The sequence below is a fragment of the Corallococcus exercitus genome (assembly GCF_003611585.1).
GTDB classification, from domain to species: Bacteria; Myxococcota; Myxococcia; order Myxococcales; family Myxococcaceae; genus Corallococcus; species Corallococcus exercitus.
Genome location: NZ_RAVW01000083.1, coordinates 1 through 22,158, shown reverse-complemented (window position 1 = coordinate 22,158; position 22,158 = coordinate 1). Strand labels below are relative to the sequence as shown.

General features: G+C 71.6%; 15 protein-coding genes. 8 read left to right on the top strand and 7 right to left on the bottom strand.

Going from position 1 to position 22,158, the window contains the following annotated elements:
• Positions 1 to 82 precede the first annotated feature (82 nt).
• Genes D7W79_RS13080 through D7W79_RS13070 form a run of 3 tightly spaced genes read right to left on the bottom strand, consistent with a single transcriptional unit; the run spans position 83 to position 5,321 of the window.
• The gene (locus tag D7W79_RS13080; protein WP_208729722.1) at positions 83 to 1,000 is read right to left on the bottom strand and encodes a PhnD/SsuA/transferrin family substrate-binding protein; all 918 of its coding nucleotides are present in this window, start codon (positions 998 to 1,000) and stop codon (positions 83 to 85) included.
• Positions 997 to 3,510 (bottom strand): tetratricopeptide repeat protein, encoded by a 2,514-nt coding sequence (locus tag D7W79_RS13075; protein ID WP_120525708.1) that lies wholly within the window; start codon positions 3,508 to 3,510, stop codon positions 997 to 999. Before D7W79_RS13075 ends, D7W79_RS13080 begins: the two co-directional genes overlap by 4 nt.
• Positions 3,511 to 3,518: 8 nt before the next feature.
• On the bottom strand, positions 3,519 to 5,321 hold the full coding sequence (locus D7W79_RS13070; protein ID WP_120525704.1) for a PP2C family protein-serine/threonine phosphatase: 1,803 nt from the start codon (positions 5,319 to 5,321) through the stop codon (positions 3,519 to 3,521).
• A gap of 339 nt (positions 5,322 to 5,660) precedes the next feature.
• Here D7W79_RS13070 and D7W79_RS13065 point away from each other — a divergent pair, with 339 nt between their 5' ends.
• The 3 genes from D7W79_RS13065 to D7W79_RS13055 all read left to right on the top strand — a co-directional run bounded on the left by D7W79_RS13065 (position 5,661) and on the right by D7W79_RS13055 (position 8,311).
• A complete protein-coding gene (locus tag D7W79_RS13065; protein WP_120525703.1) occupies positions 5,661 to 6,668 on the top strand; it encodes a thiamine pyrophosphate-dependent dehydrogenase E1 component subunit alpha in 1,008 nt (335 codons plus the stop codon).
• Positions 6,669 to 6,670: 2 nt separating this feature from the next.
• Positions 6,671 to 7,726: an alpha-ketoacid dehydrogenase subunit beta gene (locus D7W79_RS13060; protein ID WP_120525702.1), complete on the top strand. Its 1,056-nt coding sequence runs from the start codon at positions 6,671 to 6,673 to the stop codon at positions 7,724 to 7,726.
• Positions 7,727 to 7,819: 93 nt separating this feature from the next.
• Positions 7,820 to 8,311, top strand: coding sequence for a GNAT family N-acetyltransferase (locus D7W79_RS13055; RefSeq protein WP_120525701.1), 492 nt, complete (start codon positions 7,820 to 7,822; stop codon positions 8,309 to 8,311).
• A 60-nt stretch (positions 8,312 to 8,371) separates the two neighbouring features.
• Here the strand turns inward: D7W79_RS13055 and D7W79_RS13050 are convergent, their stop codons facing one another.
• Positions 8,372 to 8,728 (bottom strand): TIGR02266 family protein, encoded by a 357-nt coding sequence (locus D7W79_RS13050; protein WP_120525700.1) that lies wholly within the window; start codon positions 8,726 to 8,728, stop codon positions 8,372 to 8,374.
• A gap of 127 nt (positions 8,729 to 8,855) precedes the next feature.
• Here D7W79_RS13050 and D7W79_RS13045 point away from each other — a divergent pair, with 127 nt between their 5' ends.
• The 3 genes from D7W79_RS13045 (at position 8,856) to D7W79_RS13035 (ending at position 11,667) form a co-directional block, all read left to right on the top strand.
• The gene (locus D7W79_RS13045) at positions 8,856 to 9,746 is read left to right on the top strand and encodes a hypothetical protein (protein WP_120525699.1); all 891 of its coding nucleotides are present in this window, start codon (positions 8,856 to 8,858) and stop codon (positions 9,744 to 9,746) included.
• A 215-nt stretch (positions 9,747 to 9,961) separates the two neighbouring features.
• Positions 9,962 to 11,227: an SGNH/GDSL hydrolase family protein gene (locus D7W79_RS13040; RefSeq protein ID WP_120525707.1), complete on the top strand. Its 1,266-nt coding sequence runs from the start codon at positions 9,962 to 9,964 to the stop codon at positions 11,225 to 11,227.
• Between the two features lie 98 nt (positions 11,228 to 11,325).
• Positions 11,326 to 11,667, top strand: a complete 342-nt coding sequence (locus D7W79_RS13035) for a DUF2845 domain-containing protein (RefSeq protein WP_120525698.1) — start codon at positions 11,326 to 11,328, stop codon at positions 11,665 to 11,667.
• Positions 11,668 to 11,691: 24 nt separating this feature from the next.
• Here the strand turns inward: D7W79_RS13035 and D7W79_RS13030 are convergent, their stop codons facing one another.
• The 3 genes from D7W79_RS13030 to D7W79_RS13020 all read right to left on the bottom strand — a co-directional run bounded on the left by D7W79_RS13030 (position 11,692) and on the right by D7W79_RS13020 (position 17,102).
• Positions 11,692 to 13,602, bottom strand: a complete 1,911-nt coding sequence (locus tag D7W79_RS13030; protein ID WP_120525697.1) for a CotH kinase family protein — start codon at positions 13,600 to 13,602, stop codon at positions 11,692 to 11,694.
• 79 nt (positions 13,603 to 13,681) lie between these two features.
• Positions 13,682 to 14,404 carry a hypothetical protein gene (locus D7W79_RS13025; RefSeq protein ID WP_120525696.1) on the bottom strand — a complete coding sequence of 241 codons (723 nt, stop codon included), beginning with the start codon at positions 14,402 to 14,404 and terminating at the stop codon, positions 13,682 to 13,684.
• 28 nt (positions 14,405 to 14,432) lie between these two features.
• On the bottom strand, positions 14,433 to 17,102 hold the full coding sequence (locus D7W79_RS13020) for a phosphoenolpyruvate carboxylase (protein ID WP_120525695.1): 2,670 nt from the start codon (positions 17,100 to 17,102) through the stop codon (positions 14,433 to 14,435).
• Between the two features lie 201 nt (positions 17,103 to 17,303).
• Between D7W79_RS13020 and D7W79_RS13015 the strand changes: the two genes are divergently transcribed.
• Both D7W79_RS13015 and D7W79_RS46430 read left to right on the top strand, forming a co-directional pair.
• Entirely contained in the window at positions 17,304 to 19,655 is a 2,352-nt protein-coding gene (locus D7W79_RS13015) for an immune inhibitor A domain-containing protein (protein WP_120525694.1), read from the top strand.
• Positions 19,656 to 19,835: 180 nt separating this feature from the next.
• Positions 19,836 to 22,136 carry a glycosyltransferase family 39 protein gene (locus D7W79_RS46430; protein ID WP_208729721.1) on the top strand — a complete coding sequence of 767 codons (2,301 nt, stop codon included), beginning with the start codon at positions 19,836 to 19,838 and terminating at the stop codon, positions 22,134 to 22,136.
• Positions 22,137 to 22,158 lie beyond the last annotated feature (22 nt).

Here is a 22,158-nt window from a genome sequence, read left to right as displayed (position 1 = left end):
TGAGGCCAAGTCGTGGCTGTCGATCCGGGCAAATCACGCGAACGGCGACGGGAGCGCCGTGCGCGGATCAGCCACGGCGCAATCAGTCATCCGGCTGTTCAGCGGACACGGCCAGGTCGTCCGCGAACGGCGGCAGCGCGGGACCCAGCGACTCCGACTGCACGAGCACGGGCGTCTCCACCCGAAGGTCGGGGGCGTCCGCGAGGACGGGCTGGCGGCGCGGGGGGCCCTGGGTGACGAGCTTGCGGAAGTCCTCGAACTCGCGGCCCTGGATGCGGGCGAAGGCGTCGAACGGGGCGACCGCACCCACGGAGGACAGGGACTGGGACAACGCGTCCCCCCCGCCCTTCAGGTCCACCAGCACGGCGCCGGGCACGCGGGCGCTCTTGAAGAGCACCTTCATGTCCCTGGGGACGTACGCCACCGGCACGAGCGCGGCCTCCGCGCCCCTGGCCTCCAGCATCTTCACCGCCGACTCCACGTTGGGCACCGGCACCAGCTTGAAGTGCTTCTGGGCGTCCAGGTCGCCGCCCAGCACGACGTGGGAGACGAACTTCGGATCCGCGGGGCCCGCGCCCTTGACCAGCGCCATGCGCTTGCCGGCGAGGTCCTTCACGGTGCCCTTCTGGGTGGAGATGATGGCCCAGCGCTGCTGCGTCTCACCGGCGCGCGGCGCGTACGCCACGGCTTCCGCCTTGGCGCCCAGTTGCACCGCGGCCCAGCCGTCCACCACGGCGAAGTCGATCTGCCCCTCCCCCACCGCCTTGGAGAAGTCCTCGTAGCGGCCGAAGCTCTTGGCGGCGACGGGGCGGCCCAGGCTGGCCTCCAGCTTCTGGGCCAGGGCCTCCGCGTACTGGAAGCGCTCCTGGCCGTCCGACAGCGTGGTGGCGAGGAACACGCCCAGCGTGGCCTTCTTCGGCGCGGCGGACGCGGGGATGGCGGCGAACAACACGGCGGCGAGCAGGAGGCTCCACCGCGCGACAAGGGATGGCGTCTTCACGGCGTCTCCTCCGCGACCCCGGTGGCCGGCGTGACGCCCTGTGCGTCACCCAGTCCATAGAGGCCCTGCAGGCGGTCCTTCCATTCACGCACCTGGGCGGCGCGGGGGCCCGCGCCAGAGGCCAGGTAGCGGCGCCAGGCCTCCACGGCCTCGGCGGGTTCGTGCCGGCGCTCCTGCGCGTCGATGCCCAGGTTGAGCGACGCGACAGGCACGGCGGTCTCCAGGCGCTTCCACGTCGCGAGCGCGGAGGCCGCGTCACCCTGGCGCCAGTCCACGCACGCCAGGTTGTGCTGCACCAGCGCGTCGTCGGGCGTCGCGGCGAGCGCGGCCTTCAGCGCCTTCTCCGACGCCTTCATGTTGCCGGAGGCGTACGCGAGCGCCGCCTCGCGGCGCAGCAGCGCGCCGGTGAGGTTGCCCATCCACTTCGGCTGCCCGGGCATGGGCTTCTTCTGCGCGGCGGTGAGCAGCTTGCGCGAGGGCGCGACCTTGCCCTGGCGGTAGAGCACGTAGGCGTCCGCGAGCGCGCGCGTGTTGGGCCACGCCCACTCCGGCGCCGGGGTGAGCGAGCGCTTGAGGCCGGCGGAGGCCTCCGCGAACCTCCCCTCCTCCGCGCGCGTGAGCGCCCGGGCGAAGGTGGCCAGCTTCGCCAGGTCCGCGCGCTTGCCGGTGCCCAGGCGGTCCACCGCGTCCAGGTCCCGGTTCGCCGCGGCCGCGTCTCCGGCCTCCAGCTTCGCCAGGGCCCGGCGCACCAGCACGCGGGGCAGGTTCGCCTCCGCCACCTTCGAGGCCGTCTTGGAGGGCCCCGCGTCCGTCAGCCGCTGCACGGCGGCGTCCACCTGGCCCAGCTCCACCTCCGCGAGCGCGGCGCCCGCGGACGCCTCCGCGCGCTGATCCGGCTCCTGCGTGGCCTCGCCGGACTGGGTGAAGGCGGCGAGCGCGGCCTGCGCGTCGCCACTGCCCAGCCGCGAGTAGCCCAGCAGCAGCTGTTCGCGCCAGGTCGCGCCCGGCAGCGTCACCGCGCCCTCCAGCACCTTGCGGGCCTCCGCGTACTGGTGGCTGTCCAGGAGCGCCGCGCCCAGGCGGCGGGCCATGGGGACGGAGCGGTCCAGGTCGTACGCGCGGCGCAGGTCGCGCACGGCGTCATCCAGGCGCTGCGTGCCGGCGCGGTCGCGCGCGCGGTGCGCCAGCGCCCGGGCCAGCCACTGCTTCGCGCCGGGGTGGCCGGGTTCGGCCTGGAGCGCGCTGCCGTAGTCCTCGATGGCCTGGTCCCACTGGCCGGTGGCGAAGTGATCCGCGCCCAGCAGCATCCAGCCCAGCGCCTGGCGCGGGGCCATCTCCACCACGCGCCGGTGCACCTCCACCGCGCGCTGGTAGCGGCCGGCGCGGCGGTTGACGGAGCCCAGCGTCGCCCACAGCTCCAGGCTGCCGCCGCCCGACTTCACGGCGGACTCCAGGAACTGGATGGCCTCCTCGTGGCGCGCCTGCGCCTGGAGCGCCTTGCCCACGGCGATCTGCCCCATGAGCAGGCCCGGCTGCAGCTCCAGCACCTTGCGGAACTCCGCCTCCGCCTGCGCGGGCTGCTTCTGCGCCAGCCGCACGTCACCCAGCAAGAGGTGCGCGGCGGGCGTCGAGCCCAGCTTCATCAGCGCGGTGGCCTGGATGTCCGCGCGCGGCACGTCGCCCGCGGCGAGGTACTGGCGCGCGAGGCGCTCCTTCGGCTCGGCCACCTGCGGGTACTTCGTCACCAGCCGCTCCAGGAGCGCGCGGGCCTCCGGCACCTTGCCTTCCATCTCCAGCACGGCGGCGAGGCCGATCTGCGCGGTCGCGGACTCGGCCCGGCCGGCCTGCGCCTTCTCGAACGAGGCGCGCGCGGCGACGGCGTCGCGGCGGAGCAGGTGCGCCTTGCCCAGCAGCTCGTGGATCTGGAAGTCGTTGCCCGAGAGCTTCTCCGGGCGCAGCGCCAGGTAGCGCTGCAGCCGCGTCACGGCCCGGTTCCCGTCCTGGACGTAGAGGTAGTAGCTGGCCAGGTAGTAGTGGACGATGAGGTGGTCGGGCTGATCCGCGGCGGCCACCTGCTCCAGCACCGGCACGGCCTCCGGGAAGCGGCGCAGCTTGAAGTACGCCGTGCCCAGCGGATACGCGAGCGACAGCTCCGACGGGTTCTGCGCGAACACCGGCTGAAGGCGCGCCACCGTGCGCTGGAAGTCCTGGAGCGCGTTGGCGGCGCTGCCCAGGCCCGCGGCGGCGTACACGGACTGCGGCTCCTGGGTGAGCGCCTGCTCGAAGAGCTGGAGCGCCTTCTTGAACTTCTCCTCCGCCTCCTTCTTGTCGCCCTTGGCGAGGGCGGCGTTGGCGGACACGAGGACCTGTTCGCCCTGCTCCGTCATGCGCTGCGCCTCGGTGGCGGGCGGCGGGCGGAACTGGGCGAGCGCCGTCGGCGGGCCGGCCAGGGTGGCCAGCAGGACGAGCGCGGTGGAGACGCGGCGCGGGGAGCGGATGAATGGGCGCATGCGGTTCGTCACGGCGAGGGGGCGGGGCTGAATTCGGCGACGATGACGGTGATGTCGTCGCGCTGGGGCTGACCGGCGCTGTACGCACGCACGTCCGCGAGGAGCGCGTCGCGCAGGGCGTCGGCGGGGAGGTGGGCGTGGGTCTGGAGCGCGGCGGCCAGGCGCTGCGTGCCGTAGAGGCGGTTGGCGCCGTCGCGCGCCTCGGTGAGGCCGTCCGTGTACCAGACGATGATGTCACCGGGGCTCAGCTGCGCCTGGCGCGACGTGAACTGCGAGGCGACGTTCGCGCCCAGCAGCGGGCCGCGCGCCGGCAGCGACGCCATCTGCCGCGTGTTCCGGTTGTAGATGGCCGCCGCCGGGTGGGCGCCCGCCGCGTAGTCGATGCTGCCGCTGTACACGTCGATGACCGCGAGCGCGCTGGACATCTGGTGCTCGCCGCGGCCCACGTTGGCCAGCGTCACGTTGAGCGCGGTGATCAGCATCTGCGCGTGCACCTGCGACGGCTCGCGCAGCGTCATCGCGGAGGCGAAGCCGCTGGTGGCGCTGGTGGCGACCAGCGACGTGGACAGGCCGTGGCCCGTCACGTCCCCGATGCCGATGACCACGCGCCGGTCGTCCAGCGCGGCGCGGAACCACCAGTCGCCGCCGCACGCGTCCGCGGGCACCACCAGCCCTGCGAGCCGCAGCGGACCCACCGTCACGGCCTCACGGCCCGGCAGGAGCGTCTCCTGCACGGTGCGCGCGAGCGACACCTCGCGCTCCAGCTGCGCCTTGGCGCGCACGTCCTCCAGCAGGACCTTGATGCGCTCCGCCATGTGGTTGAACACCACGCCCAGCGTGGTGACCTCGCGGCCCGCGCCCGGCGCCGTGCCCGCGCGGGCGCCCAGGTCACCGGCGGCCAGCTGCATCACGCGGTGGGTGAGCACGCCCAGCGGCTTGGTGATGCGGCGGCTCTGGAAGGCGGCCAGCACGCCGGCCAGCACCACGAAGCCCACGCCCAGGCCCACGATGCGCAGCGTGTTGGCGCGCACCGCGGCGCGGTTGGTCTCCTCCAGCTCGTGCAGCTGCTTCTGCAGGTCCTCCAGCGAGTAGCTGATGACGACCACGCCCTTGCCGCCCTGCGAGCCGTAGTCGAGCGGCTCCTGGAACTCGAAGACGGGCTGGCCCTGGAAGAAGGCGCTGGCCCAGCGGCGCTCCGCGGTGCGGCCCCCGGAGGACTCGCCCAGCTTCGCGGCCGGATCGCTGTCCGCGACCAGCTGCCCGTCCGCGTCGAACATCTGCACGCGCAGGATGTTGCGGTTGTCCGCGATGATGGAGCGCGCGACCTCCGTGAGGAACGCGTAGTTGTTGTCGCGCAGGCTGGTGGCGGAGGTGAGCGCCAGCGTGTGGCTCACCGTCTGGCCCAGCTCGCGCGCCTGGGACTGGAGCCGCTGCGTGAACCGGTCCGACGTCGCGGTGAGCTGCGCCTCCGTCGTCTTCGCCGACAGCGCGGCCAGCAGGCCCACGATGACGATGACCAGCGCGCCCGTGGTGAGTAGGAGCAGCTGATCCAACCGCAGCCCGCGGATGGCGGCCACGTTGGGCAGCTCTCCGGCCTCCATGGGCGCGATGACGGTGCTCGTGGGCTCCGCGGCGGGCAGCCCCAGCGCTCCGGTCAGCCGGGTGGCCGTGTTCTCCCCTCGCAGGGCGGTGAGGTCCCGGGAGTGGGTGCCCGTGTACTCCGGCGGAGGGGGCGGGGTTCCGGGCCCTGCGTCTTCAGACGCGTCAGGGGACTCAGGGGCAGGGTCGAGGCGCGTATTCGTACGGGACAAAGGCAGACCTGGGGGAGCCCGCGTGGGGACGCGGTCGGGGCGGGGCGGACTGTATCTCACTTCCTGATTGACGCGAGGAGTCCACCTATCGACGTATTCCCGGGGGGCGCCCCTCTTCCCGGCCCCCCAGCGGCCGTGCGATCAGGCGTCACGGACGTGTTCCCCCTCCCGGGAAGCAGCACGTCACGCGGCATGGATGAGTTCCGCTCATTGCCGCGTCGCGCCACCCGGGGGCCCAAAAGGGTACGGCGAACACCCGTGACATCAGGGTCCTTGAGTCGGGAGGCCGCATCCGGAGTATAGGGGCGTCCCTTCCTTTCCCTTCGAGGTCCTCCGCGCGTGTCACGGCCCCGGTTGATCAAAGAAAACTCCGCGCCGCTTTCGCTCGCCCGAGAGCAGCTCATCCGCATCCACGACCTGATGGTGAAGGCGCGCGTCCTGGAGGAGCGCCTGATCCAGATGTACAAGCAGGGCCACGGCTACTTCTGGATTGGCGGCCCCGGTGAGGAGGCGTTCAACGTCCCCCTGGGCCTGCTCATGAAGGTGGGCGAGGGCCTGGACTACGACTACCTGCACGCGCACTACCGCCAGTCCGCGACGCTGCTCGCCATGGGCGAGGAGCCCATCGGGGCGCTGCGGCAGATGAAGAACACGGCCACGGACCCCTACTCCGGCGGCCGCAACTTCGCGGGCCACTTCAGCCGGCGCTCGAAGAACATCGCCCCCATCACCTCCCCCATCGAGGTGCAGTACGCCATCGCGCCGGGCACGGCCATGGCCCAGAAGCGCCACGGCGGCGAGGGCATCACCATCGTCACCGGCGGCGACGCGGGCACGGCCGAGGGCGATTTCGCCAGCTGCCTCGTCTGGAGCAGCCGCCCGGCGAACCCCCTGCCCATCCTGATCATCGTCACCAACAACAAGTGGGGCATCTCCACCACTTCGGACGGCCAGCACGGCGAGACGAACATCAGCGACCGTGCGCGCGCCTTCAACATCCCGGCGAAGACCATCAACGGCAATGATCCGGTGGAGGCCTACCAGGAGCTGCAGGCCGCCATGGAGTACGTGCGCAAGGAGCGCAAGCCCTTCTTCATCGAGGCGCGCGTGTCGCGCCTGTACGGGCACTCGTCCGCGTCCGGCGCCAACTTCGTGAACGAGGAGCAGGACTGCCTGCGCCTGTTCGAGGCGCGGCTGGAGCAGGAGGGCGTCATCAGCCGCGAGCAGATGGATGAGGCGCGCAACCGCTACACGGAGGAGCTGGCCGCCGCGGCGCGCACCGTGCGTGACGAGCCGCAGCCCTCTGGCGACTCCATCTGGGACCACATCTACGCGGAGAAGAAATAACCATGGCGAACATGGCACAGGCCATCCGCATGGCCCTGCACTACGCGGAAGAGAACCTGGGCGTCACCGACATCTTCGGCGAGGACGTGGGTGCCCCGCTGGGCGGCGTCTTCACCTGCACGCAGGGCCTGAAGACGGCGTGGAACAGCCCCCTGGACGAGCGCGGCATCATCGGCGCGGCCATGGGCCTGGCGATGGCGGGCAACCGCCCCGTCGCGGAGATCCAGTTCTGCGACTACATCTACAACACCATCGACCTGCTCAAGCTCGCGGGCAACACGCACTGGTCCACGAACGGTGACTGGGCCCTGCCCATGGTGGTGCGCACGCCCGTGGGCAGCGGCATCCGCGGGTCGCTGTACCACTCGCATTCCTTCGACGCGACGATGACGCACATCCCCGGCTGGAAGGTGGTCATGCCCTCCACGCCGCTGGACGCGTACGGCCTGCTCATCTCCGCGTGCCAGGACCCCAACCCCGTCATGTTCCTGGAGCCCAAGGCGCTCCTGCGCGTGAAGGGCGACGAGCGCATCCCCGGCGAGCCCGAGGATGACCGCGCGCTGTCGAAGATGATCGACGCGCCGCTGGGTGACCGCTCCCAGTGGAAGCCCCAGTGGCCCATGCTGGAGGCGTTCGCGGTCCCCATTGGCAAGGGCAAGGTGGTGCGCGAGGGCACCCAGGCCACCGTCATCAGCTACGGCCGCACGATGCCCCTGTGCACCAAGGCCGCGGTGCAGCTGGCGGAGGAAGGCCTGAGCGTGGAGGTCATCGACCTGCGCTCGCTCTGGCCGTATGACTGGGAGCTCATCAAGGCCTCCGTCCAGAAGACGGGCCGCGTGCTCTTCGTCAACGAGGACACGGAGGTGACGAACTTCGGCGAGCACCTGGTCCGGCGCACCGTGGAGGAGCTGTTCTACTCGCTGCTCGCCCCGCCCCGCCTGGTCGCCGGCAAGTTCGTCCCGGGCATCGGCCTGGCGGACGCGCTGGAGATGGCGTCGGTGCCGCAGCAGAACGACATCACCACCGCCCTGCGCAACCTCTGCCGCGAGCAGCCGTAAGGCCTCGCGAGTTCCGCCCACACCGCAGAAAGCCACAGGGGCCGCCGTTCCTCTTTGGAGGCCGGCGGCCCTGTCGTTAGAATCCCAACTTCCGTGTCCCAGCCCATCGTCCGCACCATGACCCCCGCCCCTGACGCCAACGCCTTCCGTATCCGCCGCGCGCGCCGTGGCGACGCCGAGGTCATGGCCCTGCTGCTGCGCGAGCTGGGCTACCCCCAGGGCACCGATCAGCAGACGGTGCACTGGGTCATCAGCCATCCGGAGATTGAAATCTTCGTCGCGGGGGATCCGCAGGACCGCGCGGTGGGCATGGTGTCCTTCTCCCACCGGCCGCAGCTGCGGCTGCGCGGGCGCGTGGCCACCGTGGACGAGCTCGTCGTGTCCGAGGGCTGGCGCCGCCGGGGCGTGGGCCGCGCGCTGCTCGCGCAGGTGGCCCAGCGCGGCAAGGTGCTGAGCGTGAAGCAGCTCCAGCTCATCGCCCCCATCAACGTCACCGACGAGACGCGCGCCTTCTACCGCGCGTGCGGCTACGTGGAAGGCGACTCCGGGGTGTTCCGCCACGCGGAGTACGAGCCCCAGAAGTAGCGCCAGGGGTGCCGCGAGGGCCCGGCGCTCACGCCCGGGCCGCTTCGCGGTGGAAGCGGTTCAGCGCTTGAAGCTCGCGATGACGCGGCGCAGGCGCTCGTGGTCCTCTTCACTCACGTCGATGAAGCGCACGCCGATGGCCTCCGCCTCGTCGCGCACCCAGGCGACGATGCCGGTGAGGTGGAACTCCTCGCCGTCCACCACCATGGCCAGCCGCACCTGCGCGCCCACGTCGTAGGACTTGCGCGTGCGCAGGCACAGCCCACCGGCGGACAGGTTCAGCGAGTAGGCCCGCAGCGCACGCGCCGCGTCCTCCGCCTGCTCGAAACGCACCTCGAACCGCGCCGCCACGCGCTCCTCGGCGCGGCGGTTCATGTACGGGTCTGGCTCCACCGGCCCATCCAACTTCGTGTTCATGCGCACCCTGACCCCCTCGGTTCTCGGACCGGAAGTGTCGGCTGGTTTCCAGGCCCGGTTCAAGGGCCCCCGGACGACGGAACGGCTCGTGTAAGTCCCAGGCTACTTCGACGCCAGGAGTTTCCGGATGCGTGCACGTCTCGTGTTGTTGGGTGGCGCCCTGATGCTGGGGCTGTGGGTGGCGGGCTGCGACGACGAACCAACTGTCCGGCCGCCAACGGATGCCGGCACTACCCTGGATTCCGGGACGGATGGCGGTGATTCCGGGACTGTCGATGCCGGTGACGGTGGTGGCGGCGGAAGCTCCGACTTCGCCTGCAACGTGGGGAAGCAGGAGGGCTGCGCGGCGGGCCAGGGCTGTCTGTACACGGACCTGACGGATGGCGGCACGGGCAGCCAGTGCTTCACGGGCGCGTGCGACGTGGTCCGCCAGGACTGTCCGTCCGGGCAGCGGTGCACCTACGTGGGGCTGGACGGTGGGGCCTCGCAGCGCCAGTGCGTCGCTGCGGGCACCGCCACGGAGGGCGCGCCGTGCACGCTGGCCGAGTCGCCTCCGGGACAGACGTATGACACGTGCGCGGCGGGCCTCTACTGCAAGGACGAGGCGCAGGGCGACGGCGGCACCGGGTTCTTCTGCCGCAAGCTGTGCCACGCGACGTCCGACTGCGGCTCCGGCGAGTGCAACACCGTGCTGCGCCTGGCCGGCACGCGGGAGCTGCCGCTGGTGTGCGGCCCGGCCTCCGCGTCGTGCGATGCGTTCGCGCAGGACTGCGAGAGCCCGCTGGGCTGCTACCCGGCCGCCAACGGCCCGGTGTGCGCGGGACAGGGTTCGCTGGGCGAAGGCGCCGCGTGCGAGTTCAGCAACCAGTGTTCACGGGGAAGCACCTGCGTGATCGCCGGCGGCAGTGGCACGTGCCGGACGCTGTGCCGCACGCCCGCCGGTTCGCCGGGGTGCGCGAACGGCGCGGCCTGCCGGCCCATCACCAACAACGGCGACGTGGGTGCTTGCGTCCCGTAGGCAAGGGATTGCCCACGGAAGGAAAGTCCCGGCCCGGGGTGGCGAGCGCGCGGGTCCTCCGGGGCCCCGGCCCGCCACCGCGTGGGGCGGGCCCTGCGCCATCCGTTCCCGGCGCGGGGATGTTCAGGGCCTCCGGGGCATGGCGCGCGCCATGAATGCCCGGGTCGCCGCGAAGGCACATCGTGCACATTGTCTTGCGCCGGGAGGTCGTGGGCATGGGTCTGAGGAAGGCGCTGCGCTGGGGATGTTTCGGGGTCCTGGGCCTGCTTGCGGGGTGTGGGGGCATGGACGACGGCGGCTCGCCGGAGGAGCTCGTCGCTCCTGGCCACACGGACGCTCAGGTCACCGCGCCCGCGGATGCCGTGGAGGCCGCGCCCACCCTGACGCTGCATGACGGGCACCGGGTGCAGGCCACGCCGCCCGTGGCGCCCCTCCCCACCCGGTTCCAGCCCGGGTTCCACCAGGCGCTGCGCCTCTCCGGCGGCGTGGGAAGCGTCACCACCTACCGGCTGAAGGTGCCGGTGGGGCGCGCGGGTGGCCGGGTGCGCGTCACCTTCCGCTCGGGGGATGGCAGCATGACGCTGCAGCGGGCCACGGTGGCGAAGGCTGGCGCCAACGGCGCGCTGGCGTCCGCGCCGGTGACGCTCACGTTCAACGGCCAGGCCGGCTTCACCGCGAATGCCCGCACCCTGGTGACGTCGGATCCGGTCGCGTTCCCGGTGCAGTTCCGCGACGAGCTGGCCCTCTCCTTCGAGGTGAAGGGAGAGGTCGCCCAGAGCATGATCGACGCGTTCCCGGACAGTTGGATGAAGACCGGCGCCTTCGCGACCACGCAGGGCGCGCTGGGCGGCCAGCGGTGGGAGAGGTCCCTGGCCGTGGCCACGGTGGACGTGGAGGGCGCGCCGGGACGCGCGTTCGTGGCCATCGGCGACAGCATCACCGAGGGCTACATGGACACCTTCAACGACACGCGCGATGCGTGGCCGGCCCTGGTGGAGAAGCAACTGGGCGTGCCGGTGGTGAACTCGGGCGTGTCCGGACAGGGTTTCTGGGACGCGAACCTCCAGCTGCCGCAGGAGGTGCTCGCGCTCCAGGGCGTCACGGACTGCATCGTGCTCCTGGGCACCAATGATCTGGGCGCCGCCGACATGACGGTGGAGAAGCTGGAGCAGCGGATGACCCAGATCCTGGATCAGCTCCAGCCCATGTGCCGGCTGTGGGTGAGCACGCTGTTGCCCAAGGAGAAGACCAACGAGGGCAGCTACGACGCGGTGAAGGTCCAGCGGCGCGCGTTCAATGAATGGGTCCGCAAGCTGACGCGCGCGGAGGTCATCGACCTGGAAGCGGTGATGCGCCAGCCGGGCAATGCGGACCTCTTCCTGGATGGGCTGGAGGTGGATGGCATCCATCCCTCCGCGGAGGGCCACCGCGTCATGGCGGCCGAGGTGGCGCGGGTCATCAAGGAGAAGGGCGGCCTGTAGCGCCTGCCCGGCTGGAAAGCGCACGAGGGGTTTGAATAGGTTCGGGAGCACTGCGTCCAGGCGGCATTCCCACCTTCCCCACCCTCTGGAGTTTCCCCATGCGCGCCCTCCCCGCTGCCCTCGTCGTCGCCTGCCTCGCCCTGCCCTCGCTCGTCCACGCGTCCGCGCTGCGCTGTGACAACAAGCTCGTGTCGGAAGGGGCGTCGCAGGTGGACGCGCTGGCGAAGTGCGGCGAGCCCGTGACGAAGCAGAGCAGGACCGAGTACGTGACCAACAAGGTCAAGGCGAAGACGCCGCAGGAGGAGGCCTCCACCGAGGTCACCCGGTCAACCACCGTGGAGGAGTGGACCTACAACTTCGGCCCCCACCGGCTCATGCAGGTCGCCATCTTCCGCGACGGCCGGCTGGTGGACGTGCGCAGCGGTTCCTACGGCTACTGACCGCCGTCGTCCGGGGGCGCGGGGTTACGGTGTCCCCAGGTGCTGCTCCAGGAACCGGAGCATGAACGCCGGCCGCTGTCGCAGCGTCTCCCGCAGGTCCTGGAGGTGCAGCGACCACGCCTCCACGGAGGCCGGCTGGCTCCAGCGCGCCACCTGGCCGGGCATCTGCGGCGCCAGCTCCTCCACCGCCGCGTCCAGGAACGCCGTCGCCCGCTCCCCGGCGAAGGTGTGCTCGATGTGCCAGCGGAAGCGCTCGGTGAAGCGGGCCTTGAACTCCGGCGCCTTCAGCAGCCCCCGCAGCAGCAGGACGGACCACGCCTCCAGCGACGGGTCCTCCAGCACGCGCCCCAGGCTGTCGAAGGCGGGGCCGGAGCGCAGGGCGAAGTCCAGGTCATACACGAGCCAGCGCCAGCGGCCGTCCTGCCCGTAAGGCGCGTCCGGCACGGGCTGCTTCGTGCGCAGGCGCCAGAACTTCACGTTGTTCTCCGGCCAGTCCTCGTTGCCCAGGTAGAGCTGCGCGACCTGGTAGTCGATGAAGTCCTCCACGTCGATCCGCTCGCGGACCCAGGCGTAGTGCTCCGGCACCGCCAGGTCGTGCGTCCGCACGAAGTCGATGAGGTCCAGGTAGGGCTGCGCATCGCCCTCCTCCCCCACGTCCAGCTCGCCGAAGCGCTCCAGGATGACGGCCTTCTTGCGGTCCACGCCGTAGTGCGACGCGAGGTAGTACTCGTCGTAGCGCTCGCGCAGCTCGTGCAGGCCCCAGTATTCGCCGTCGAGGAACACGAGCGTGGGGCGGCACGGCTGGAGCGCCAGCCGCGTCTGGGCCAGCAGCCGCTGCAGCACGCAGTCGCGCAGCTTGGTCATGCCCTGGTCCTGCCCGGACGTGCGCACCAGCAGCCGCGTGAAGTCCGTCACCGCCGAGCCCGGGAACAGCGGCCCCGCGAACGTCTTCGGGCCGTAGTCCTCCTTCGCGTACAGCCGCAGGCTCTTCTGCGGCAGCACCGCGCTGCCCGAGCCGTGGATGCGCACGCCCGCGTCCTGCGCGAGTACGCGCGCGCCGGAGGGCTCGAACCACTCCACGTGGACGGGGCGCTCCCAAGCCTTGCCGTCCTGCATGTAGTTGCCCGCGCCCGGGTCTTCGGGCCGGGCCTCGGAGAGGAGGCCGGGGACGTAGATGCCCGTCGCCGGGTCGAAGAAGTTCGCCGCGTCGGTGACGAGCGACAGCACCGGCAGCGTGTACGGCGTCTGGCCAATGAGGAACGTGCGGGTGCGCACCGGGCCCACCGGCTCCGTGCCCGCGTACTGCCGGTAGCGCACCACCGAGGCATGCGCCGGCTCCTCCACGGGCGCGAGCCACCGTGAGCCCTCCGCGGCGAGGGGCGCCGTCGTGGGGATGAAGGACCAGACCACCGGCGGCGAGGAGCGCGCCATGAGCGCGATGGGGCCGGTGTAGCGCGATGACTCGGGCGTGGGCGTGGAGCCGTCCCGCGTGAAGTACGTCCGCAGGCCCGGCGCCGTGGGCAACGCCAGCAGCGTCTCCGGCTGGTAGAGCCCGGGCCGCGCGTCGAACGTCAGGTGCTGGAAGCCGACGCGGGCCCGCGCCTCGGCGCCCTGCCTGTCGCGCGCCACCACCTCCACCGCCAGCGCGCGCCGGCCCGGCCACCACGGCAGGCTCCACCGCCCGCCGCCCACGTCGGCATGGCCCAGGAAGCGCCCGTCCTCGAACACCTCCACCCGGACCCCACCCGCGTCACTCGATACCGTGCCGAACAGCCGGTGCGTGTCCGGCTCCTGCCCGTCGATGGTGACGTGCGGCAGCGAGGGCGCCGGAAGCTCGGCCTCGCTCAGCCGGCGTTCGGGTTCAGGCCCACAGGCGGACGCGGAAAGGACGAGGAGTCCAACGAGGAGGAGGGACGCGGGCGGACGAAGAACCATGGCGGTCTCCGTCCTGTACCAAACAACCCTTTGACCTCCCACTGGCCGCTGACACAGCGCGGCGGGAGGCCTCTTTTCCTCACTCGGGGAGCGAGGTGGACTCCAACAGGCCGTGCTTCTGGAGCAGCGCGGCCAGCGCGGGGGGCGCGAGCATCCAGTCCTCGCGCGTGGGCACCCAGCGCACGGGGGCGCCGACGGCGGCGAGCCGCGCGTTCACCTCCGCGATCATCGGCGCGAAGGTGGGCTGGGGCACGTCCCAGCTCCCCACGCCGGCCTGGATCTCCACGGCGCCGGGCTCCACGCGCACCGCGGGCTGGCCCTGCACCGGCTGGATGGCGAAGCCCGGCAGGTACGGCTGCATGGCGGCGGACAGCCGCTCCAGCAGCGTCGGATCCTCGAAGGGGTGGGCGCCCTCCAGGTCGAAGAAGGTGGGCAGCTGCGCCTGGAGCTCGTCGCGCAGCGGGTCTTCCTTGCTGTCGCGCCAGGCGTGCTCGGCCAGGACGCGCGCCTCCTGCGGGATGCGGATCTCCCAGCGCTCCAGGAGCGCGAGCAGCTCCGCCACGCGCTCCACCTCCTCCCATGGCGGCTCCACGCGCGTGAGCCAGGACACCTCCGACACCGTCTGCCCCCGGCGAAGGCCCGCCACCCGGTCCCCCTTGCGCAGCTGGAAGGGCGGCGCCTGGGTGAACTCCGGATCCGGGTAGAGGGCCGTATGCAACAAGCCTTCTCCCTTCTCCGGACGCACGCGCGCGAAGCCGTGCTTGGGGTTGATCTCCTCCACGACGAACGTCTCCTGGGCCATGTTCCGCGCGCTCCTGTCTGCCCGTTCTCTAACCGGTGTTCCGCATGCCCGCAGCGATGCCGTTGAGCGCCAGCAGCAGCGGCCGGTCGCACTCCGCGTCCCCGTCCCGCTTGCGCTTGAGCAGCTCCACCTGGAGGAAGGACATGGGGTCCACGTAGGGGTTGCGCAGCGCGATGCTCCGCTGCAGCTGCGGGTTGTTGTCCAGGAGCTTCGCCTCCCCGGTGAGCGACTTCACCGCGCGGCGCGTGCGCGAGTGCTCCTGCTGGATGCGCAGCCACAGGGGCCGCGTGGACGCGGGGGCCAGCTTCGCGTACCGCGCCGCGATGGCCATGTCCGTCTTGGCCAGCACCATGGTCACGTTGTCGATGACCGTGTGGAAGAACGGCCACTCCTTGTACATGCGCTGCAAGAGCGCCGCGCCCTCCGGCGTGGCCGCGTACGCCTCCAGCGCGCTGCCCACGCCGTACCAGGCCGGGAGGATGGCGCGCGTCTGCGTCCAGGCGAAGCTCCAGGGGATGGCGCGCAGCGTCTCCAGCCCGCCCGCCTTGCGCTTGCTGGGGCGCGAGCCGATGGGCAGCGCGGCGATCTCCTCCACCGGTGTGCCCGTCATGAAGAACTCCACGAAGCGCGGGTCCTCCCAGACGAGCGCGCGGTACGCCTTGCGTCCCTCCTCCGCCAGCACGTCGAAGGCGGCGCGGAAGGCGGACTCGTCCTCCGGGGACGGGCGCGGCTGCGCGTCGAGCGTGTGCAGCAGCACGCCGCCCACCACCAGCTCCAGCGTGCGCTGGGTGAGCTCCGGGCGCGCGTACTTGTGGTCCATCGCCTCGCCCTGTTCGGTGGCCTTGTAGGCCCCGGCCACCGTGCCCGGCGGCAGCGCGAGGATGGCCGTCTGGGCGGGGCCTCCGCCGCGCGCCACCGTCTCACCGCGGCCGTGGAACAGGCGCAGGGGCACGTCGTGCTCGTCCGCCACGTGGGTGAGCGCCACCTGGGCCCGGTACAGCGCGGCGGCCGCGGCGAGCAGGCCCACCTCCTTGCCGGAGTCGCTGTAGCCCACCATCACCTCCTGCACGCCCCGGCCCTTCAGGTGCTGGCGGTACTCCGGGTGCGCGAAGAGCTGGCGCAGCACGTCCGGCCCGCCATCCAGCGCGCCCAGCTGCTCGAAGAGGGGCGCCACGTCCACGGTGGCGCACTGCCGCTCCTTGTCCCAGAGCCCCGCGTGCTTCAGGCACTGGAAGGCCGCCAGCACGTCGTCCGCCGTGGAGGCCATGGAGAGGATGAGCGTGCGGCAGACGGACTCGCCGCCCTCGTCCTGGCCCTCGCGCAGCTTCGCCAGCACCTCCAGGAGCCGCTTGCCGCCTTCGGTGGGGGCCGGTCCGCCGTTGAAGGACGCCGCCGCGCTCACCGCGTCCTCCGCGGGCGCCCGCACCTCCAGCTCGCCCAGGCCCAGGCCCAGCGCGCGGACGCGCTCGGACATGCGGCGCACCTCGCGCAGCCCCGCGCTCTCCGCGCGCGCCGCGAAGAGCGACCGCTCCAGCACCGCGAGGTCCTCCCCCAGCGCCTCCGGGGAGCGGTAGGCCTCGGGTGACAGCGTGGACGCCTGCCCCTGCCGCCGCGCCAGCACGTGCTCCAGCGCCAGCGACAGCCGCTCCTCCATGAAGCGCAGCTTGCGGCGCCACGGCTCGCCCAGCGTGCGCGGGCCCTGCTGCTTCGCCACGTCCGGCAGCGCCTTCGCGTCCTCCTCCAGCGAGCGCTCCAGCTCCTGGGTGGGACGCGCGTGCCGCTCCGACTGCGACAGCATGCCGCCCAGCCGCTCCACGTCGCGCAAGAGCAGCCGCAGCCCCCGGGCGCGGTGCGCGCGCAGCGTGTCCGCGAACACCTCCGGCGTCACCAGTGGGTTGCCGTCCATGTCGCCGCCCACCCACGAGTGCACGCGCACGGGCGTGTCCAGCACGCCCAGCGGCTCGCCGTAGGCGCGCTCGAAGGCCCAGTCCAGCGCCTCCGGCAGCCGGGCCACCGGCTCCGCCAGCATCTCCTCCACGTACCAGTGGACGTTCTTCACCTCGTCGCCCACGGTGGGGCGCTCGCGGCGCAGCTCGTCCGTCTGCCAGAGCGCGGTGATCTCCTCGCGCATCGCGGTGAGGTTCGCGGCCGATTCGCGCGGGGTGAGCGCGCACCGGTCGCGCTCCTCCAACAGCTGCGCCAGCCGGTAGAGCTTCTCCAGCAGCGTCCGGCGGACCGCCTGGGTCGGGTGCGCGGTGAAGGTCAGCGTCACCTTCAGCGTCCCCAGCGTCTCACGCACCTTGTCGGCGCTCACGCCCGCGGCCTTCAGCGTCAGGAGCGTCGCCTCCAGCGACCCCTTCTGGGGCCGGATGGCGGTGGGGCTCGCATGGGCCCGGGCGCGGCGGATGCGGTGGTGCTGCTCAGCAAGGTTCACCAGCTGGAAGTAGACGGAGAAGGCGCGCAGCACCGGCTCCACCTGCTCCGACGGCAGCCTCCGCAACACCGCCGCCAGCTCCGCCGCCGCGGCGCGTCGCCCGGCCACCGGCCCCCGCCGCCGCTGGATGGCCAGGTTCCGGACCTCCTCCTCCTTGTCGAACAGGGCCTGCCCCTCCTGTTCCACCAACACCTCACCCAAGAGCCGGCCCAAGAGCCGGACATCCCGCCGCAGCGGGGGATCCACGGGACGTGAACGCGCCATAACGGACCGGCACGGTAGCCCTTCGCCCTCCGCCCTCCCCTACCCAATCTCGAATTTTCGACCAACGTCGAACGGCCGACTCTCTCCGTCCTTGCAGGAAAAATTTAGTCTCCCCGTCTTCCCTTGAGGACATGGCTTCCATTAGAAAGTGAGCGCTCCCGGACCCGCCGGGATGTCTGACCTGACCCTGAAGGAGTGGCAATGCGGAAGAATCCGTCTTGGCTGGCCCTGGGCCTGCTCGCGCTCGCGGCGCCGTCCGCGTACGCGGAGCGAGCTTGGTACGAGAAGCCGCAACCCGACGTCGCCGCGCCGTCCACGTCGCTGCGCAAGTCCGTCGTTCAGGACATCACGGACGACCTGCCCCACCGTCTGGGTGAGCAGCAGAAGGCGCTGAAGGCGCAGGCGCTGAAGGAGCGGCTGGAAGGCCGCGGTCAGGCCGGCAAGGTGCAGAAGCTGGCGAACGGCTCGTTCGTGGAGCTGGAGCTGCAGCGCACGGACCGCATCTTCGTGATCCTGGTGGAGTACGGCACGCAGATCCACCCGGTGTACGGCAACCCCACCACCAACCCGGGCGGCAACATCCCGGGCCCGCTGCACAACGAGATTCCGGCCCCTGACCGGGCGGTGGACAACACCACCATCTGGCAGCCGGACTACAACCGCGAGCACTTCGAGAAGCTCTACTTCGACACGACGCCGGGCGCGGACTCGGTGGCGAACTACTACAAGGCCGCGTCGTCCGGCCGCTACACCGTGTCCGGCACGGTGTCCGAGTGGGTGAAGGTGCCGTACAACGCCGCCCGCTACGGCAACAACCTGTGCGGCAGCTCCAGCTGCTCCAACTCCGTGTGGCCGCTCATCAACGACGCCATCAAGGCGTGGACGAACGCGCAGCTGGCCGCCGGCAAGACGCCTGCGGAGATCAAGGCGTACCTGGACACGTTCGACACGTGGGACCGGTATGACTACGACGGCGACGGCAACTTCGATGAGCCGGACGGCTACATCGACCACTTCCAGATCGTCCACGCCGGCATGGGCGAGGAAGTGGGCGGCGGCGCGCAGGGCACCAACGCCGTGTGGAGCCACCGCTGGTTCGCGTACAGCACGGGCCTGGGCCCGGACGGCACCGGCCCCACGTACAACCCGAACGGCGGCGCGCGCTTCGGGACGGGCGTGGACAAGTGGGTGGGCGACTACACCATCCAGCCGGAGAACGGCGGACTGGGCGTGTTCGCGCACGAGTTCGGCCACGACCTGGGCCTGCCGGACCACTACGACACGACGAACGCGGCGGACAACGGGACGGGCTTCTGGACCATCATGTCGTCCGGCTCGTACCTGAACGACGGCACCACGGACATCGGCAGCCGTCCGGGTGACTTCTTCGCCTGGGACAAGCTGCAGCTGGGCTGGCTGGACTACGCCACCACGTCGGCGGGCCTGTACTCGTACCACAACCTGGGTCCCGCGGAGTTCACGTCGCAGAACGCGAAGCAGGCGCTGCTGGTGAAGCTGCCCGGCAAGCCCATCGTGCAGCCCACGACCGCGCCGTTCGAGGGTCAGGGCATGTGGCAGGGCGGCCAGGGCAACAACCTGGACCGCGTGCTGGAGAAGACGGTGAAGCTGCCGACCAAGACGCCCATCACCTTCTCCTTCCAGACGTGGTTCGACATCGAGGAGGACTGGGACTACGCCTACGTCGCGCTGTCGGTGGAGGGCGGCCCGTTCGTCAACCTGCCCAGCCCGGTGAGCCGTAACACGAACCCGTGGGGCAACAACCTGGGCAACGGCATCACCGGCAACTCCAACGGCTGGATGCCGCTGTCGTTCGACCTGTCCGCCTACGCGGGCAAGAAGGTCACGCTGAAGATCCGCTACAAGACGGACGCGGCGGAGTTCGGCAAGGGCTTCCTGGTGGACTTCGTGCAGCTCTGGGCGAAGAACACCTACCTCTTCGGTGACGACGGCGAGTGGGGCCACAAGTGGTGGGACAAGTCGACGTTCTTCGTGACGGACGGCACCAACACCCTCTACGACCACTACTACCTGGCCGAGTGGCGTCAGTTCCGCGGCTACGACGAGACGCTGGCCACGGGCCCGTACAACTACGGCTTCAGCGCGGACGGCTACTTCGACTGGGCGGAGCGCTACGCGTACAACCCCGGCCTGCTCGTCACGTACTGGGACACCTCCCAGTCGAACAACAACGTGTCCCAGCACCCGGGTGCGGGCCGCATCCTGCCCATCGACTCGCGCCCGCAGCCCCTGCAGCGCAGCGACGGCCGCTACTGGTCCGGCCGCGTGCAGACGCACGACGCGACGTTCGGCCTGGAGCCCAGCTTCCCGCTGTCCATCAAGCCCAACGGCTTCCCGCGCAACGAGTACCCCTCGCAGCCCGCGGTGCCGGTGTTCAACGACACGAACGAGTTCTGGTACGCCACCCAGCCGTACGGCGGCGTGAAGGTCCCGAAGACGGGCACCATCATCGAGGTGCTGTCGACGAACACGACCGACACCGTGATGCAGGTCCAGGTGCGTCCGGTCGAGTGAGCGCCTGAGCCTCACCTGAGCCCTACCGCTGAGCAGTGAAGGAAGGCCGGTCCCGCTTCGACGCGGGGCCGGCCTTTTTCTGTCCGTGGGGACAGGGACCGCCGGGCCTGTAGGATGGGGCCGCTCGTGAATGCTCCGTCCGCGCCGTCCCTCGCGTCCCGCCCCTGGTTCGTTCCGGGGATGCTCGGGCTTCTGTGCCTGCTTCACGTCGTCCTGGGGCTGACCCTGCTGCCGGCGTGGATGTTCGGGAAGTATCCGGACAGCGCCCGCATGCTGGCCCAGGGGACGCTGTCCGCCGAGCAGGGCGCGGACTTCAGCCCGCTCTACCTGCTGCTCAACGTGCTCCTCGCGCCCGGGCCCCTGCGCGTCCTGCAGAGCCTCGCGGGCGCGGTGGGGCTGTGGGCCGTGTACGTGCTGGGCTCCCGGATGGTGTCGCGCGCGGCGGGGCTGCTGGCGGCGGGGCTGCTGGCGGTGACGGTGCCGGTGCTGCTGTACGAAGCCACGCTGGAGCCCGACCTGCTGGTGATGGTGTTCAACCTGGCGGCGCTGGCGCTGCTGGCCGCCGCGAGCCCGGGCTTCCGCACGCCCTCCGTGGTGGGCGCGGGCGTGCTGCTGGGGCTGTCCGGGGCGACGCGGCCCACGGGGTTGTTCATCCTGGGGCTGGCGGCGCTGTGGATGGTGCGGGAGGCGTGGGGGCAGCCCGGACGGCGATGGCTGGCGCCGGGGCTGCTGCTGGCCGTGGGGTTCGTGGCCTCCGCGGTGCCGTCGCTCGTGGTGCGCGCGAAGGTGGGCTCGCAGCTGGGCGCGACGATGAGCGCGGGCGCGGTGCTGCACATGGGCAACCGGCCGGAGGGCACGGGCCTGGGCGCGCAGCCTCCCACGCTCGTGAAGCAGTACGAGGCGCAGCTGCGCTCCAAGGACCGTCCGGACTACGCCCACCACCTCTACCGTGAGTTCGCGCGCGCGGACACCGGCCATGCGCTGTCCCCGGCGGACGCGGAGCTGTTCTGGGTGAAGAAGACGCTGGCCTTCGCGACGTGGGAGCCCGGCACGTTCCTGGGGCTCATGGGCCGCAAGCTCGCCTTCTTCCTGTTCGGGCCGGACGGGCACGACCTCGTGGAGGTCCGTCGTGCGGAGATGCGGCTGTCGGAGTGGCCGCTGGTGAGCGCGCAGGCGTTGGGGCTGATGGGATTGGCGGGGTTGCTCATCGCGCTGATCCGCCGTGTGAGGGTGGGCTGGGGCGTGCTGTACCTGTTCGCCAGCTCCGTGCTCGCGCTGGGGTTCTACGTGGTGAGCCGCTATCGCGTCGCCGCGCTGCCGGCGTGGGCCCTGTTCGCGGGGGTGGGCATGGCGGCGGTGTTCCAGGCGCGACGGCAGCCGCGGGCGCTGGCGCTGTATGGCGCGCTGACGGCGGCGGTCTTCACGCTGCCGGTGTTGTTTCCCTTCGTGCGGGACGTGCAGCGGCAGTTCGAGCGCGGTGAGACGACCGCGGCGGATGCGTCCGCGATGACGTCCGCGATGGCCGCGGGGCGCTACGACGAGGCCACGCGCGCGTTCGAGCGGCTCCAGGCGGCGCAGCCCTTCACGGCGATGCTGCGCCCGCTTCGCGGCGTGCCGTTCGAGTCTCCCGAGGTGGCGGCGCGCTCCGCGACGCTGTCGCTCCAGCGCTTTGGCGCGGACACGCCCATGGACCTCTTCTTCATGGCGGAGCTGGCGCGGCGCGCGGGGCACTGCGAGCAGGCGCTGCCCGCGGCGGAGGCCGCGTCGGAGGCGGGGTTCCGTGGCGTGCTCTACGACACCTCGCTGGATCCCCTGCTGGTGTCCGCGCGGTGCCGGCTGGCCGGGGGTGAGCGGGAGCGGGCCCTGGCGGACGCGGCGGAGTCGCTGAAGCGGCGCGGCGGCACGCTGGACGCGCTGGCGTTCGCGGTCGCGGGGGCGGAGGCGTTGGGGGACCCTCGCCGCGACGCGTGGAGCGAGGAGCTGTTCGCGCTGCACGATTCGCTGGATGCACGGCATGCGCGGGCCTCCGAGCGGCTGGCGTGGGGCAACGCGGCGGGAGCGCTGTCGGACGCCACGGAGGTGCTCGCCCTCTTCCCGGACCTGGCGCCCACGGAGTACCTGCGGGCCCGGGCCCTGGCCGCGCTGGGACGGAACGCGGAGGCGCTCCGGTCCTATACGGCCGCGCTCCAGCGGACGCCGACGGCCGCGTTCCCCACCGCGCCCATGGAGGGGGCGGTGGCGGCAAGGCTCGCGGAGGCTCCGGAGGATTGGCGGGTGGTGGCCATCGCCGCGGAGCACCACCTGCGCGCGGGGCGGCTGGAGCTGGCCCGCGAGCTGTACGCGCGCGCCTCCGCGCTCTCACCGAAGGACGCGGGGCTCGCACGAGCGGCCCGGGAGCTGAAGGCGGCAACCTCCGCTGGCATCGCGGTGCCACCGCCCCCCACCGTCACGCCTCCGCCCCTGCCTCTTGTACACATCTGACGCTGCCGACGATAAGTCTCGT

Bases quoted from the DNA above. Each gene is read 5' to 3' on its own strand.
- D7W79_RS13050 (WP_120525700.1), bottom strand. From the start codon at position 8,728: ATGAACACGAAGTTGGATGGGCCGGTGGAGCCAGACCCGTACATGAAC.
- D7W79_RS13025 (WP_120525696.1), bottom strand. From the start codon at position 14,404: ATGGCCCAGGAGACGTTCGTCGTGGAGGAGATCAACCCCAAGCACGGC.
- D7W79_RS13015 (WP_120525694.1), top strand. From the start codon at position 17,304: ATGCGGAAGAATCCGTCTTGGCTGGCCCTGGGCCTGCTCGCGCTCGCG.
- D7W79_RS13060 (WP_120525702.1), top strand. From the start codon at position 6,671: ATGGCGAACATGGCACAGGCCATCCGCATGGCCCTGCACTACGCGGAA.
- D7W79_RS13040 (WP_120525707.1), top strand. From the start codon at position 9,962: ATGGGTCTGAGGAAGGCGCTGCGCTGGGGATGTTTCGGGGTCCTGGGC.
- D7W79_RS13045 (WP_120525699.1), top strand. From the start codon at position 8,856: ATGCGTGCACGTCTCGTGTTGTTGGGTGGCGCCCTGATGCTGGGGCTG.
- D7W79_RS46430 (WP_208729721.1), top strand. From the start codon at position 19,836: ATGCTCGGGCTTCTGTGCCTGCTTCACGTCGTCCTGGGGCTGACCCTG.
- D7W79_RS13020 (WP_120525695.1), bottom strand. From the start codon at position 17,102: ATGGCGCGTTCACGTCCCGTGGATCCCCCGCTGCGGCGGGATGTCCGG.
- D7W79_RS13075 (WP_120525708.1), bottom strand. From the start codon at position 3,510: ATGCGCCCATTCATCCGCTCCCCGCGCCGCGTCTCCACCGCGCTCGTC.
- D7W79_RS13035 (WP_120525698.1), top strand. From the start codon at position 11,326: ATGCGCGCCCTCCCCGCTGCCCTCGTCGTCGCCTGCCTCGCCCTGCCC.
- D7W79_RS13030 (WP_120525697.1), bottom strand. From the start codon at position 13,602: ATGGTTCTTCGTCCGCCCGCGTCCCTCCTCCTCGTTGGACTCCTCGTC.